Source organism: Rhizobium sp. BK313 (assembly GCF_014193655.1).
Classification (GTDB): domain Bacteria; phylum Pseudomonadota; class Alphaproteobacteria; order Rhizobiales; family Rhizobiaceae; genus Rhizobium.
This window is the reverse complement of sequence record NZ_JACHZQ010000014.1, coordinates 72175-86603: the sequence shown is the minus strand read 5'-3', so window position 1 is coordinate 86603 and position 14429 is coordinate 72175. Positions and strand designations below refer to the sequence as shown.

Annotated in this window: 14 protein-coding genes; 10 read left to right on the top strand and 4 right to left on the bottom strand. The window is 59.8% G+C overall.

Annotation, left to right across the window (positions count from 1 at the left end; genetic code table 11):
• A partial coding sequence (locus FHT86_RS36575; RefSeq protein WP_133704761.1) for a lactate racemase domain-containing protein occupies nt 1-510 on the bottom strand: 510 nt, incomplete at its 3' end.
• Nucleotides 511-876: 366 nt separating this feature from the next.
• Between FHT86_RS36575 and leuC the strand changes: the two genes are divergently transcribed.
• The 10 genes from leuC (at nt 877) to FHT86_RS36525 (ending at nt 10641) form a co-directional block, all read left to right on the top strand.
• Entirely contained in the window at nt 877-2310 is a 1434-nt protein-coding gene (gene leuC, locus FHT86_RS36570; RefSeq protein ID WP_246779833.1) for a 3-isopropylmalate dehydratase large subunit, read from the top strand.
• The gene (gene leuD / locus FHT86_RS36565; protein WP_133704760.1) at nt 2310-2903 is read left to right on the top strand and encodes a 3-isopropylmalate dehydratase small subunit; all 594 of its coding nucleotides are present in this window, start codon (nt 2310-2312) and stop codon (nt 2901-2903) included. The genes leuC and leuD overlap by 1 nt, the downstream gene beginning before the upstream one ends.
• Before the next feature lie 50 nt (nt 2904-2953).
• Nucleotides 2954-4024 carry a 3-isopropylmalate dehydrogenase gene (leuB, locus tag FHT86_RS36560; protein WP_133704759.1) on the top strand — a complete coding sequence of 357 codons (1071 nt, stop codon included), beginning with the start codon at nt 2954-2956 and terminating at the stop codon, nt 4022-4024.
• 29 nt (nt 4025-4053) lie between these two features.
• Nucleotides 4054-5076, top strand: coding sequence for an ABC transporter substrate-binding protein (locus tag FHT86_RS36555; protein ID WP_133704758.1), 1023 nt, complete (start codon nt 4054-4056; stop codon nt 5074-5076).
• Nucleotides 5073-5927, top strand: a complete 855-nt coding sequence (locus FHT86_RS36550) for an ABC transporter ATP-binding protein (RefSeq protein ID WP_133704757.1) — start codon at nt 5073-5075, stop codon at nt 5925-5927. Before FHT86_RS36555 ends, FHT86_RS36550 begins: the two co-directional genes overlap by 4 nt.
• The gene (locus FHT86_RS36545) at nt 5908-6714 is read left to right on the top strand and encodes an ABC transporter permease (RefSeq protein WP_133704756.1); all 807 of its coding nucleotides are present in this window, start codon (nt 5908-5910) and stop codon (nt 6712-6714) included. The genes FHT86_RS36550 and FHT86_RS36545 overlap by 20 nt, the downstream gene beginning before the upstream one ends.
• Nucleotides 6715-6758: 44 nt before the next feature.
• A complete protein-coding gene (locus FHT86_RS36540; protein WP_133704755.1) occupies nt 6759-7526 on the top strand; it encodes an SDR family NAD(P)-dependent oxidoreductase in 768 nt (255 codons plus the stop codon).
• Between the two features lie 109 nt (nt 7527-7635).
• Complete coding sequence (locus FHT86_RS36535) at nt 7636-8478, top strand: fumarylacetoacetate hydrolase family protein (RefSeq protein WP_133704754.1); 843 nt, start codon at nt 7636-7638, stop codon at nt 8476-8478.
• A gap of 146 nt (nt 8479-8624) precedes the next feature.
• Nucleotides 8625-9644: an ABC transporter substrate-binding protein gene (locus FHT86_RS36530; protein ID WP_133704753.1), complete on the top strand. Its 1020-nt coding sequence runs from the start codon at nt 8625-8627 to the stop codon at nt 9642-9644.
• Nucleotides 9645-9720: 76 nt separating this feature from the next.
• Nucleotides 9721-10641 (top strand): SMP-30/gluconolactonase/LRE family protein, encoded by a 921-nt coding sequence (locus tag FHT86_RS36525; protein WP_133704752.1) that lies wholly within the window; start codon nt 9721-9723, stop codon nt 10639-10641.
• Between the two features lie 24 nt (nt 10642-10665).
• On the opposite strand, the gene FHT86_RS36520 is transcribed toward FHT86_RS36525, so the two are convergent.
• From FHT86_RS36520 to FHT86_RS36510, 3 genes are all read right to left on the bottom strand, one after another.
• Nucleotides 10666-11568 (bottom strand): LysR family transcriptional regulator, encoded by a 903-nt coding sequence (locus tag FHT86_RS36520; protein ID WP_133704751.1) that lies wholly within the window; start codon nt 11566-11568, stop codon nt 10666-10668.
• Nucleotides 11569-11844: 276 nt separating this feature from the next.
• On the bottom strand, nt 11845-12771 hold the full coding sequence (locus FHT86_RS36515; protein ID WP_133704750.1) for a succinylglutamate desuccinylase/aspartoacylase family protein: 927 nt from the start codon (nt 12769-12771) through the stop codon (nt 11845-11847).
• A gap of 77 nt (nt 12772-12848) precedes the next feature.
• Nucleotides 12849-14366, bottom strand: coding sequence for an ABC transporter substrate-binding protein (locus FHT86_RS36510; protein WP_133704749.1), 1518 nt, complete (start codon nt 14364-14366; stop codon nt 12849-12851).
• Nucleotides 14367-14429 lie beyond the last annotated feature (63 nt).

Here is a 14429-nt window from a genome sequence, read left to right as displayed (position 1 = left end):
GGCGATCCTGAGATCGGCTTCGACGAACAGGCGGTCGAGCTTGACCGGCGTGTTGCGCGTACGCGTATGGCCGAGATCGACATGGGCGGCCTCGTTACGGGCATAGTGGTTGTCGACGCGGACATTTTCCAGCACCCAGGGATCACCGATGAGTTCGGCGAGTTCATCACCAAGGTTCGGCCGGTGCAGGCCGGTTGCGACCAGCACGGAGATTGCCTTAAGCGGGATCCCGGCGGCGACCATCGTTTCGATCATCGGCCGCAGGAACAGCCGGTTGGGGACGGGACGGGTGATGTCGCAGATCAGGATGCAGGCACTGTTGCGGCCTTTGGCGAGCTCGGAAAGCGGCGCGGAAGCCACGGGCGCATTCAAGGCTGTCGCAATCGCTTGATGCGGATCGGCGAGTTTCGGCAGTGCCCGTTTGCGGATCAGCGTTGCCTTCGCCTTTTCTGGCAGTGTCAATGGCAAATGCCCCCGCCCATAGGAAATGGCGATCGTCTCGTCGGTCATAATACTTCCTCCGCAATGCCGGTATTCCACCGGATAAGCAGCTCGAGAAGCGCGACTTCCGTCGCTCTGACGAATGATACGGATCTCGCCGGCATGTTCGACAGAGAGGGATGAGGCGCAGAGAACTGCGGGTGCGATCGTATCGCCTTCCATTTTCACGTCAACCAGGCTGACCGATCCTGACCCGCCTTCTGCCATCGTCATTCGCGATGGTGGCTTTCCCGAAAACTACGCCACATGGGAGCAAAGCTGATGCATCATCCTTGGCGAGGATGAGATCGATCAAGCGTTGATCATGTGAGCAATGATGTGCCTGAAGGCATGGGCTTTGCTGCGCTTGTCGATAGTGAATGGGAGTCAGCATATATGCCATCCAATGCCATGGGCATGCCGAAGACGATGTACGACAAGATCTGGGACAGCCATCGGATCATGTCGCGCGACGACGGCCAGGACCTTCTTTTTATCGATCGCCATTTTATTCACGATGTCACCGCACCGGCTTTTCAGGTGCTCCGCGACCGCGGGCTGAAGCCCCGGTCTCCCGATCGCATTTTCGGCACCGCTGATCATTATGTGCCGACGCATACGCATGAGATGTCCGCGATCAACGATCCCGAACGTCGAACGATGATCGAAGCACTGACGCGGGACGCCAAGGAATCCAATATCACTGTCTTCGGTCTCGATGATCCACGCCAGGGCATCGTGCACGTGGTCGGACCCGAGCAGGGGCTGAGCTTGCCCGGCATGACGATCGTCTGCGCCGACAGTCACACCTCTACCCATGGCGCACTGGGCGCGCTCGCCTTCGGCGTCGGCGCGACGGAAGTCGGTCACGTGCTTGCTACGCAATCTCTGTGGCAGCGCAAATCCCGCAGCATGCGCATCACAATTGACGGTGTGCTCGGGGAAGGCGTCACCGCCAAGGATATCATTCTTTCCATCATCGCCCGTATCGGCGTTGCCGGCGCTGTCGGCCACATTATCGAATATGCCGGTACGGCCATAAAAGCGCTCTCTATCGAGGGCCGACTGACGGTCTGCAACATGTCGATTGAGGCCGGCGCGCGCGCTGGCATGATCGCGCCGGACGAGACGACTTTTGCCTATCTGGCAAGCCGCCCCTATGCGCCGAAGGGTGACGAGTGGGATGCCGCCGTGTCTAAATGGCGTCAGCTGGGATCCGATCCCGATGCCGAATTCGACCGGGAAGTCTTCATCGAGGCCGAGTCCATCGCGCCGATGGTGACCTGGGGGACGACGCCGGAAGATGCAACGGCAATTACCGGATTTGTGCCCGACCCCACTGAGATCGCCGATCCAGATCGCCGGGACGGAATGACCCGTGCGCTGGCATACATGGGGCTTGTTCCCGGTACGGCTCTGGAAGAAATCGGTATCGATCGCGTCTTCATCGGATCCTGCACCAACGGTCGCATCGAGGATCTTCGCGCCGCTGCCGCCGTGGCCAAGGGCCGCAAGGTGGCACAGGGCGTGGAAGCCTGGGTCGTTCCTGGGTCGCAGCAGATCAAGGCGCAAGCCGAGGCGGAAGGTCTCGATCAGGTCTTCAAGGCATCCGGTTTCGATTGGCGCTTCGCGGGCTGTTCGATGTGTCTTGCAACCAACGGCGACACGGTCGCGCCAGGGCAGCGTTGCGCCTCCACATCAAACCGCAATTTCGTCGGCCGCCAGGGTCCGGGTGCCCGCACCCACCTGATGAGCCCGGCCATGGCTGCCGCCGCCGCTGTCACCGGACATCTGACCGATGTCCGCCGTCTGATGTCGGGAGGTCTGTGATGGATCGCCTTGACCATATCGAAGCCGTTGCAGTGCCGATCACCGCGATCAATTGCGACACGGACCAGATCTTGCCGGCGCGCTACCTGCAGAAGCCGCGCTCCGACAATTTCGGTCATTATCTTTTCAATGCCTTCCGCTTTCGTGAGGACGGCTCGGAAATAGAGGATTTCATCCTGAACCGGGCGCCCTATCGATCGGCGCGTATCGTTGTCGGCAACCGCAATTTCGGCTGCGGCTCCTCGCGCGAACATGCCGTGTGGGCGCTCTACGACTACGGCATCCGTGTCGCGATTGCACCGAGCTTCGGCGACATCTTCTTCAACAACTGTCTGAAGAATGGCCTGCTGCCGATCATCTTGCCCGGCGACGTGGTGACGCCGCTACTGGACGAATTGGAGGCAAATCCCGGTGCCGAGATCGAGGTGGATCTGCCGGCCCAGACCGTCAAGCTTCCGGACGGCTCGTCCTATAGCTTCGAGGTCAATGCTTTTGCGAAAGACTGTCTCGTCAACGGCATTGACGAACTTGACTACACGCTCGCCCGAGCGGCGCAGATCGATGCATTCGAACGCGGAGCCCACGGCGGCTAGATGTTGCAACACCGCTCCAGAATTCATGATACCAAACGGAGAATATTTAGATGAAGATCGCAGTTATGCCCGGAGATGGAATCGGTCCGGAAGTCGTCGCCCAGGCGCTGAAGGTCCTGCGCTACGTGCTGCCCCAGGCGGAAACTGAAGAAGCACCGATCGGTCTCGCCGGCATCGTCGCCCGCGGCGTGCCGCTGCCGCCCGAGACGCTTGCGCTTGCCCGGCGTTCGGATGCCATCCTGTTCGGCTCGGTCGGCGGCGCTGACGAGGCGAGCATTCCGCGCGCCGAACGGCCCGGCACCGGCCTGCTGCAGTTGCGCGAAGAACTGACCCTGTTTGCCAATTTCCGTCCGGCCTTCATGTTTCCGGAATTGATTGGCGCCTCGACGTTGAAGCCCGAAGTGGTGGATGGCCTGGACCTGGTCATTCTCAGAGAGCTGACCGGTGACGTTTATTTCGGCCAACCGCGTGGCATCGAAACCTTGCCGTCCGGCGAACGCGTGGGCATCAACACCATGCGTTATACAGAATCCGAAATCGAGCGCGTTGCGCACGCGGCCTTCCGTGCTGCTCGCCGTCGCCGCAAGAAGGTATGCTCGGTCGACAAGGCCAATGTTCTGGAAACGATGCAGCTGTGGCGCGAAGTCGTCACCCGCGTCGGCCGCGAATATCCCGACGTCGAACTCAGCCACCTCTTCATCGATGCTGCTGCGATGACGCTGATGCGTGCGCCGAAGCAGTTCGATGTGATCGTGACCGGAAACATCTTCGGCGACATTCTTTCTGACGCCGCCGCCATGCTGACCGGGTCCATCGGGATGCTGCCGTCCGCCTCGCTCGGCGTCGATCGCAAGGGGCTATATGAGCCGGTTCACGGTTCCGCTCCGGACATCGCCGGCAAGGATATCGCCAATCCGCTCGCCGCAATCCTTTCGTTCGCGATGATGCTGCGCGACAGCTTCGACCTCGAAGACAAGGCGCAGCTGGTCGAAAAGGCGGTCCGTTCCGTACTCGCCGACGGCTACCGCACCGGCGACATCTATGAAGAAGGCATGCGCCGGGTCGGCACCGAGGAAATGGGAGACGCCGTCGTCCAGGCATTGAGAAGATTATCGAACTAGCAACTCTACCAAACTGGGAGGAAGAAAGCATGAAATCGAAATTAGCATTGGCGCTCTGCGCCGCAATGGTTTTCAACGGCGCGACTGTGGCATTCGCCAAGGACGCGCCGGAGAAAACCGAAATCCATATCGGAGCCGCATCGGTGGGCATGACCTATCTGCCGCTGCTCCTTGCAAAGAAGCTCGGCTACTTCAACGACGAAGGCATTGACGTTACCATCGCCGGCTTCTCCGGCGGCGCCAAAGCGCTGGAGGCTATGCTCGGAGGTAGCACCGACATGACCGCGGGTGCCTATTCCAACACCCTGACCATGGCCGCCAAGGGCCAGAACCTCGTCACGATCGCTGCCATGGTAAACTGCCCAGCCTGGATCTTCGGTGTCGCCAAGCAGGATAAGGACAAGGTGAAAACAGCGGCCGATCTGAAGGGCATGCGCATCGGCGTCAGCTCCCCGGGCTCGAGCACGCATCTCGCCGTCAACTACATCCTGCACAAGGCAGGGCTGAAGGGCGATGACGTGTCGATCATCGGCGTCGGCCAGGCTGCCGGCGCTGTCGCCGCCGTCCGTGCCGGCCAGATTGATGCGCTGATCGTCAATGATCCGGTCGCGACCATTCTCGTCGAAGGCGGAGACCTCGCGCCACTTGCCGAAATGCGTACCGAGGCGGGCAACAAGCAGGTCTTCGGCGCCGACTATCCGGAAGCGAGCATTTACGCCACCAAGGATTTCGTCAGCAAATACCCGAAGACGACGCAGGCAATGACCAACGCCATCGTGCGGGCTGAGCACTGGATCGCCAAGGCAACGCCGCAGGAGGTCGTGGACAATGTTCCGCCTGAATACATGGTCGACGACAAGCAGCTTTTCGCCAAGGGCTTCGAAAACAGCCGTCGTTGCCTCTCCCAGACGGGCGAAATCTCCGACGAAGGCGCCAAGACGGTCAGCGACGTTTTGAATGCCTTCGATCCGACCATTGCTGCCGCCAAAATCGACCTGAAGTCGACCTATGACAACAGCTTCGCCGAAAAGGCCGCGAAGGAGGTTCAATGACTATGAGCGCCCGCAATCTTGATGTGCAGGCCAACCAGGTGACGGCACATCAGGCACTGCGTTTCGATGGTGTGACCTGCACGTTCGCCAGCAACGAGGGCGCAGGGCAAACCTACACCGCTGTTCGGGATGTTAACCTGACGGTCCGCGACGGAGAGTTTCTCTCCGTCGTCGGCCCCACCGGCTGCGGCAAGTCGACATTGCTCAACGTGGCGGCGGGTCTGATCAGACCCTCCGTCGGGACGCTGAGCGTATTCGGAAAAAATCTGAGCCAGGGTCTCAACAAGGACGCGTCCTATCTCTTTCAGGCGGACGCGCTGATGCCCTGGAAGACCGCGGAGGACAATGTCGCCGCAGGCCTTCTTTTTCATGGCAAGCCGAAGGCAGAAGCCCTTGAAACGGCTCGCGAATGGCTGGTGCGCGTCGGACTGGACGGGCATGGCAAGAAATACCCGCATCAAATGTCCGGCGGCATGCGCAAACGCGCCAGCATGGCGCAGGCGCTGGCGCTCAATCCGCGCATCCTGCTCATGGATGAGCCCTTCAGCGCGCTCGACATCCAGACGCGGCATCTGATGGAGGATGAACTCCTCCAACTCTGGTCGGCAGACCGCAAGTCCGTCGTGTTCGTCACCCACGATCTCGAGGAAGCCATCTCGCTGTCCGATCGTGTTGTCGTCCTGTCGGCCGGTCCCGGAACGCATCCGATCGCGGAGTTCGAGATCGATTTGGAACGACCGCGGGAGGTGTCTGAAATCCGCATGACCCAGCGGTTCCTGCAGCTGCATTCCGCGATTTGGGAAGTGCTCAGAGGGGAGGTTTTGAAAAGCTATGCACGCACTCGCTCTTGATCCGCGCAACCGGGGCCTCGTCCTCGTTACGCGCCTTCTCCTGCTCATCGGCTTTATCGCGTTCTGGTGGGTCTGTACGTCGATGAAATGGCTGTCGCCGTTTTTCTTCGGCGATCCCGTCGGCGTCGCGCAACGCATCGTCACCTGGTTCGTGACCGGCTCGATCTTCATTCATCTCTATACGACCCTGATCGAGACGCTGCTCGCCTTCGGAATCGGGACCATTCTGGGCCTGGGCTTCGGATTGTGGCTTGCACTCAACCCGTTCCTCGCCGTCGTAGCCGACCCTTTCATCAAGGCGCTGAACTCGATGCCGCGCCTGATCTTCGCGCCGATCTTCGCACTTTGGTTCGGCCTCGGCATCTGGTCGAAGGTCGCCCTCGGTGTCACGCTCGTGTTCTTCGTGGTGTTCTTCAACGTCTTCCAGGGCGTGCGCGAAGTGAGCCCCGTTGTTCTATCGAACACGCGCATGCTGGGTGCGAATTCGCGTCAGCTCATGCGTCACGTCTATATGCCTTCGGCGATGAGCTGGGTGTTTTCGAGCCTGCACAATGCCGTCGGCATCGCCTTCGTGGGTAGCGTCGTCGGCGAATATCTCGGCTCTGAAAAAGGTGTCGGCTATCTGATCCTCCTGGCAGAGGGTGTCTTCGACATCAATTCCGTCATCGCCGGCATTCTGCTGCTGACCGTATTCGCGCTGGTGCTCGATACCGCGGTTTCACTCTTTGAAGATCATCTCATGCGCTGGCGGCCTGTCGCCGGACAGACGGTGGGCGCCCACGCGTAAAGCGCGCGGGTGGACATCGCAATCGGATAAAAAGGAAGACCATCTTGCAAACGAATGCAATCAATCTGGCCGGCCGCGTCGCCGTCGTCACGGGCGGCGCCCAGGGTATCGGTTACACGGTCGGCAAGCGCCTTCTCGACTCCGGCGCACGGCTCGTCATTTGGGACATCAACGCTGAGGGCCTCGAAAAGGCCAAGGCCGAGCTTTCGGAGGGACGCGCCGCCGATGCCGTGCATACCGAACGCGTCAATATTGCCGACTATGCCAGCGTCGAGGCAGCGGTTGCCGGTACGCTCCGCGCCATGGGTCGGCTGGATATCCTCATCAACAATGCCGCGATCGTCGGACCGAACACGACGCTTGCCAAATATCCGCTCGATCAGTGGCACCAGGTTCTCGATATCGATGTGAACGGCACGTTCCATTGCTGCCGTGCCGTCGTGCCGGTCATGATGGAACAGAACTACGGCCGCATCGTCAACGTCGCGTCCATCGCCGGCAAGGAAGGCAATCCGAACGCGGCCGCTTACAGCGCCGCGAAGGCTGCCGTGATCGCCATGACGAAGTCGCTCGGCAAGGAAGTCGCCGGCCAGGATATCGCGGTAAACTGCGTGACACCAGCCGTCGCCCGCACGCCCGGCGCCATGGAACAAGCCCCCGAACATATCGCCTACATGCTGAGCCGCATTCCGCGCGGACGCTTCCTGGAGCTGAACGAAGCGGCTGCAATGATCGCCTGGCTCGTCAGCGAGGAGAACTCGTTCACGACAGGCGCTGTGTTCGACCTTTCCGGTGGCCGCGCGACTTATTGACGCCAGCGGCCCACGAGCCGGCCGGGCCTTCCCACCGGCCGGCTCGCCCCTTCATGTCAGGGGATGCCAATCTCCCTTGAACATCATTGTTATGCTTCGGAGAATTTAGATGAAACTACTTCGCTACGGGCCTCACGGCCAGGAAAAGCCAGGTCTGCTCGACGCCGAGGGCCGTATTCGAGCTCTTTCGGGTCATGTCGCCGATATTGGTGGCAATACGCTTCTGCCCGACAGCATCGCGCGGCTGAAAGCTATCGATGCCTCGACATTGCCATTGGTCGAGGGCAATCCGCGTCTCGGCGCCTGCGTTGCAGGGACCGGCAAATTCATCTGCATCGGTTTGAACTATTCCGACCATGCCGCGGAAACCGGTGCGACGGTGCCGCCGGAACCGATCATCTTCATGAAGGCTACCTCAGCCATCGTCGGCCCCAACGACAGTATCGAGATTCCCCGCGGTTCGAAGAAGACCGATTGGGAAGTCGAGCTCGGCGTCGTCATCGGCAAGACGGCCAAATATGTCTCCGAAGACGAAGCCATGGATCATGTTGCCGGCTATTGCGTGATCAACGATGTCTCCGAACGCGCTTTCCAGGCGGAACGCCAGGGTCAGTGGACCAAGGGCAAGTCGGCCGACACCTTCGGTCCGACCGGACCTTGGCTCGTGACGCCGGATGAGGTTCCCGATCCGCAGGCGCTTGCCATGTGGCTGGAAGTCAGCGGTCATCGCTATCAGAACGGCAGCACGGCGACCATGGTCTATGGCGTCAAATATCTCGTTTCCTATCTGTCGCAGTTCATGTCGCTGCAGCCTGGCGACATCATTTCGACAGGCACGCCGCCGGGCGTCGGATTGGGACAGAATCCGCAGGTCTATCTGAAGGAAGGCGACATCGTAACGCTCGGGATCGCCGGTCTCGGCACGCAGCGCCAAGTGGTCGTGCTGGGATGACGCGCAACGCGCACGGCCGAGCGATCTCGCCGTGCGCCCAATTCTTTGTCGCAGGAATATGTGGAGGCAAAAGATGAGCAACTGGTTTTTCGACTGGTGGAAATCTGTGGCCGAGGGAGAGTCACATAATGAGGAGGAACAATATCATGATACGTTTTTTGACGACGTCGATGTCGCTCGCGCTGCTGCTCGCCTTTTCGGATTCGGCGATGGCGCAGACAGTGGTGCCGGAGAAGAAGCAGATCCATCTGGCGGCGGCGGGCCTGGGTTTCCCGTACCTGCCCTTTATTATCGCTGATCATCGCGGCTTTTTCAAAGACGAGGGCCTTGACGTCGATATCGGCGTCTACGCGGGTGGTGCAAAGGCACTTCAGGCTCTTCTCGGCGGCAGCGCCGATGTCGTCGCAGGAGCCTATTCCAACACCATTACCATGGCCGCCAAGGGGCAGAAGCTCGTCTCCTTCGTCGTGCAGGCCAACTGCCCCGACTGGGTTTTTGGCGTGAGCAAGGACAACAAGGACAAGATCAAGTCGGCCGCCGATCTGAAGGGCAAGCGCATCGGCGTCAGTTCCCCCGGCTCCAGCTTTCACATGGGCGTCAACTACCTACTGACGCAAGCCGGCGTGAAGCCGGATGACGTATCGATCATCGGTGTCGGCTCCTCTGCTACGGCGGTTGCCGCCGTCCGCGAAGGCCAGGTCGATGCAATCATGGTCAACGATCCCGTCGCAACCATTCTGCAGGACAGCGGCGACCTTTACTCCCTCACGGAAATGCGCACGCTGGAAGGCAACCGCGCCGCATTCGGCGGCGACTACACCGAGGCGGCAGTGTACGCCTCGAAGGATTTTGTCGATCAGAATCCGAAGACAGTCCAGGCGTTGACCAATGCAGTCGTCCATGCGGAGCAATGGCTGGCGCAGGCGAAACCCGAAGAAGTTTTCGAAAGCGTCCCGAAGGAATATTTCGTCAGCGACAAGGCGGTATTTACCAAGGCCTATACCAACATGCAGCGCTGCCTCTCGACCGATGGCCTGATGTCGGACACGGCGGCGAAGACCGTCCGCAACGTTCTCGCAGCGTTCGATCCCACAATCGGCACGGCCAGCATCGACCTCGACGCCACCTATGACAACAGTTTTGCCCAGAAAGCTCCGAAATATTGATGAAGGCGCAAGGCTTGCCGGTCGCAGCCAATGGCCGATCGGCGAGTCAAGAACAGGCGGTTACAGGAGGATATTGATGCCGGACTTTGAAGTCGTCGCGGAGGGGCTGCTTTTCCCGGAAGGGCCGGTCGTGCAGGAGGATGGTTCCATTCTTCTGGTCGAGATACAGCGCGAGACGATTACGCGGGTAAAGCCGGATGGGACCGTCGAGGTCGTTGCGAAGCTGGGTGGCGGCCCGAACGGTCTGGCCATGGGACCGGACGGAGCTCTTTACGTCGCTAACAATGGCGGCTTTCTCTTCCAGACGATTGCAGGCTTCAACCGCACGCGCTCGGGCGTTCATCCGGATTACACCAGTGGCCGGATCGAGCGTTTCGATCTGAAGACCGGCGAACTCCGCACCCTCTATGATCATTGCGGCGAGCACATGCTGTGCGGACCGAACGATATCGTCTTCGATCACAAGGGCGGCTTCTACTTCACGGATATGGGCAAGAACCGCCAGCGGGACCGCGATCATGCCGGGCTCTATTACGGGCTCGCCGATGGATCGCACATTGTCGAGGTCGCTTATCCGCTGACGACTGCAAACGGCGTCGGCCTGTCACCCGACGATTCCGTCGTCTACGTGTCGGAAACCGAAACCGGCCGGCTTTGGGCCTTCGACCTCGAGGAACCGGGACGTGTCAGGAAACATCCTCATCCTTCGCCGAATGGTGGCCGGCTGATCTGCGGCCTGCCAGGTTACCAGCGCTTTGATAGCATGGCGGTGGATGCCTATGGCAATATCTGCGTCGCGACGCTGGCCTCGGGCTGCGTCACTGTCGTCTCGCCGGAGGGACAGGTGCTTCGTCAGGTGATGTTCCCTGATCCGATGGTGACCAATATCTGCTTCGGCGGACCGGATATGAAGACCGCCTATATCACCCTGTCGGGTACCGGCCAGCTTGTATCGATGGATTGGCCGGAGCCTGGATTGCCGCTCGCCTATTCGTGACAAACCGACGAGCGATCCCTTCTTTTATTCGGCTGATTGCTCTCGTCGGGAACTCAGGTGGTTGATCAGAAGCTGGACCGGCGCGGGCAAGGATTCGGCATCTCTGACGCAGATCTTCCAATGCCGCACGGCCCAGTCCTCGTCGAGTGGCACGGAGACGAGGGGGCCGGAGGTCACATATCGCGCGGCATGATGCTCAGGCACGAGCGCGATCCCGAGTTTTGCTTCGACCATGCTGCGGGCAGGCTCGAAGCCGTTCACCCTGATACGAAGCCGCAGGGGGTGGCTGAGATCGGCTGCTGCGCGCAGGACAAGCGAGTTCAGGTAACTGCCTGGCTGTGGGCCGACCAGGTCATGTTCCGCGACCTCGGCGAATTTCAATGTCTTGGCGTGGCTGAGTTCATGATCCGGCGGCATGATCACCACAAGCCGGTCACTGTGATAGGGAAAGACCTTCAGCCCGGCAACAAGGGCGTTGCCGCCGAACACACCAATGTCGGCTGCATTTTCGGAAACGGCTCGTACCACCTCCTGGCTCAAGCCTTCGTCGAGATCGATCCGCAGTCCCGGATGCATGGTCAGGAAATCGCGGATGTCGGTTGCGAGATATTGCACGATGGTCGACAGGCTCGCAGCCAATCGGATTTGCCCGCGCAGGCCTTCTGCGTGGTCGATGAGTTCGCTCTCCATCTGATCAAGATCGCGCAGGATGACACGGGCATGATGCAGCAGCGCATAGGCTGCCGGCGTCAGTTCCAGTCCCTTGTTGCTGCGAAAGAAAAGCGACGTGTTCAGCATGCCCTCGAGGAGCGAAATCCTCTTACTGATAGCCGACGCCGCAATGTTCTCGGCATCGGCGGCGCGCGAAATATTGCGATGCTCACAAACGGCAACGAAGAGCTTCAACGACAAAAGATCGAAACGCATTTTCCTCCCCCGGACATGTCTTCGTAAGCGTCAATTGATTGTGCGCCGTTTCTCGTGATGATGCCGCGCAGACCGCGCCACGACCGTCACAAAAGCTCCCAAGGCACGACAATCATCCGACCCGGATAGGAAGGACTGACTAAGACAACCGCCCTACTATGCCGCAGGGCGCAAGCTCATTTATATATGTTTTGTGACGCGATTGCATAGCGTTGCGCCTTCGCATTACACGCAGGGTTCTTCTCAATTGGGAAACAGATCGAACCTCGTGTCAGCTCAGGTCGCCACCCCAACACCCAACAGAGCCTCACCCTGATTAACCGACAGGCTCGACATTCGGTAGAGAACGAAACCGTCGTTCTCGGAGATGACACTTGCGAGAACCTTGCCGAAAACATTGCGGATCTCGCCGACGACCTCACCCTTGGCGACGGTCTCGGAAAGCTCCTTCTTCGCATACCACAAGCCGGTGATCGGTGCGGTCGGAACCCACATGGTGAAGACGTTCATCGGTTCCTGCTTGGCCGGTGTGGGCGCGTCAGCGATCATGCCGAGATGCTGCATGACACGGTGAATGCCGTCGATCATCAGGCCGACGGTCGTTTCATTCCACAGGCCGTTGCCGCCGATCTCTGGCAGGATGCTGGGAATGCCGACCTGGCGAGCTCCGTTGACGCTATTGCCGGGCCGGCTGGAGACGACGGCGATCGGCAGGCCGAACGCTTCGGCCAAAGCCTTGGACTTTTCGCAGCCGGCCGGAAAGATCGTGAACGGCGCAAGACTCTCGTCCAGGTCCCCGCCGTGAAGATCCATATAGGCGTCGGCTTGCGGAAAGACGCTCGTCGTCAACCAGTTCGCCAGCCGCTCGCCGATTGTTCCGTTGGGATTGCCGGGAAACATGCGGTTCAGATTCTTTCCATCCTGCGGCATGACATAGATGCTGCGCTTGCTGAAACCCTCGATATTAAGGATCGGCAGGATGACGAGCGTACCCTTGATCTGTTCCGGCTTCGTCTGCATGAGTCGAACCGCGGCTTCTATCGAGCAGAATTCGGAGGCGTGAACGCCTGCGGTGATCAGCAGGGTCGGGCCGGCCTCGCGGCCTTCGATGATGCCGAACGGGATTTCGAGATCCTCGATCGGTTTGACATGGCCGAATTCGATCCGCGGTTGTCCGGTTTTGAAGGCTGGCAAAGTGTTCATGAATGGGCATCCTTTCTGGAATAGTCGGACCTGCGCAGGAGGTCCGACTGAGAGTCATGAACGAAGCTAAGGCGTCGTCAACTGCGGCTGAGGCCGGTCAGCCGGATGATGCCGTCAGGATAGGTCTTGAAGCCCTGAAGATTGGTGTTAAAGGCGTATATCCATTTGGAATGATAGAGATAAACGATTGGAAGGTCCTTGAGCAGGATCGAAACCGCCTGCGCGTATTTCGCCTTGCGTGCATCCGTGTCGCCGATAGCACGGGCTTGGGTCAGGATATCGTCGAGGCCCTTGTTGCAGTAATGCGCGTCATTGCCGGCAGCGCCGCAGGCGAGCATCGGCGTGATGTTGAGATCGGGGTCGACGCGGCCGCTCCAGCCTATGAGATGGGTCTGGAAGTTGCCCGCCCGCGCGATGTCGAGCAGGCTTGTCAGCTCCGTGGCGCGGATGCTGACCTTGATGCCGACCTCGCTCACCATCGACTGGATGACTTGCGCGACCTGCTGGCGCTCCGCATCCGTTGGAACGGACAGTTCCACGTCGACGCTCGTCAGGCCCGCTTCCTTCATCTTGGCCTTGGCCGCGTCGACATCGCGAGCGGCAACGGGGAGGCTTTTGTCGTAGTAGGGGCTGTTGGGAGGAAAGGGCTGGTTGCCGGCGGCGAATTGCCCCTGGAACACCACCTGGTTGATAGCGTCACGGTCGATCGCCAGGCTGAAGGCTTCGCGCACGGCCTGTTTCTGAGCAAAGTCCAGGTTGGCGCCTGGACCACCAATGTCGATTGTGATGCCGTAATAGCCGAGCCCGATAACTTCGGCCGTCTTGAGCTTTGCATCCTGCTGCACCGAGGCGACGTCCGATGTCGCAAGACGTTCGATCAGATCCGCCTGGCCTGAGCGCAGGTTGAGAAGCCGGACATTGCTGTCGGGAATGCCGCGATAGATCAGTTTGTCGAAATGATACTTGTCGGCATTCCAGTAGTTCCTGAATTTTTCCAGCTCGATGCGGTCCTGGACAACACGCTTGACGAATTTGTACGGGCCTGAGCAGACCGGGTTGTTGGTAAAGTTGTCGCCCAGTTCCTTGCCGGCTTTCGGGCTGATGATCATGCCCGGGCGATCGGTGAAAGCGGCGAGCAGGGGAACGGAGGCCTGCTTCAGATTGATTTTCACCGTGTAATCGTCGATGACGTCGACCGAGGCGATGCTGCTGATTTCAGCCTTCCGTCGCGAGATATCGAGGGTGAGATCGCGATCGAGATTGTATTTGATTGCCTCGGCATTGACGGGTTCGCCGTCGTGGAACGTCGCGCCGTGGCGGATATGCAGCGTCAGCACCTTGCCGTCCGCCGACCATTCCCAGCTTTCGGCCAGCATCGGCACGATCTGCCCCTGCTCGTCGATGTCGACGATCTTGTCGCAAAGCGACTGCAGAACATGGCGGCCGACGAAGCTCCAGTTAGTTGCGGGATCGAGCGTGTCCGGATCGTCCTGCAGAACGATATTGAGAACGCTTGCTTCCTGTGCTGTTGCTGGCAATGTTGAAAGGCCGGTCAGCGCCATGCCGGCTAATAATGCGATATTCAGTAATTTCATACCTGTGCTCCCCTTTTTGCTCGGCTGAAAATTGCTGTTCTCCGTTAAATCTCCCTTGGCCCA

Excerpts from the sequence above, each read along its gene's own strand:
- FHT86_RS36535 (WP_133704754.1), top strand. The coding sequence starts at position 7,636 with ATGAAACTACTTCGCTACGGGCCTCACGGCCAGGAAAAGCCAGGTCTG.
- leuB (WP_133704759.1), top strand. The coding sequence starts at position 2,954 with ATGAAGATCGCAGTTATGCCCGGAGATGGAATCGGTCCGGAAGTCGTC.
- leuD (WP_133704760.1), top strand. The coding sequence starts at position 2,310 with ATGGATCGCCTTGACCATATCGAAGCCGTTGCAGTGCCGATCACCGCG.
- FHT86_RS36545 (WP_133704756.1), top strand. The coding sequence starts at position 5,908 with ATGCACGCACTCGCTCTTGATCCGCGCAACCGGGGCCTCGTCCTCGTT.
- FHT86_RS36515 (WP_133704750.1), bottom strand. The coding sequence starts at position 12,771 with ATGAACACTTTGCCAGCCTTCAAAACCGGACAACCGCGGATCGAATTC.
- FHT86_RS36530 (WP_133704753.1), top strand. The coding sequence starts at position 8,625 with ATGATACGTTTTTTGACGACGTCGATGTCGCTCGCGCTGCTGCTCGCC.
- leuC (WP_246779833.1), top strand. The coding sequence starts at position 877 with ATGCCATCCAATGCCATGGGCATGCCGAAGACGATGTACGACAAGATC.
- FHT86_RS36525 (WP_133704752.1), top strand. The coding sequence starts at position 9,721 with ATGCCGGACTTTGAAGTCGTCGCGGAGGGGCTGCTTTTCCCGGAAGGG.
- FHT86_RS36555 (WP_133704758.1), top strand. The coding sequence starts at position 4,054 with ATGAAATCGAAATTAGCATTGGCGCTCTGCGCCGCAATGGTTTTCAAC.
- FHT86_RS36550 (WP_133704757.1), top strand. The coding sequence starts at position 5,073 with ATGACTATGAGCGCCCGCAATCTTGATGTGCAGGCCAACCAGGTGACG.
- FHT86_RS36510 (WP_133704749.1), bottom strand. The coding sequence starts at position 14,366 with ATGAAATTACTGAATATCGCATTATTAGCCGGCATGGCGCTGACCGGC.
- FHT86_RS36520 (WP_133704751.1), bottom strand. The coding sequence starts at position 11,568 with ATGCGTTTCGATCTTTTGTCGTTGAAGCTCTTCGTTGCCGTTTGTGAG.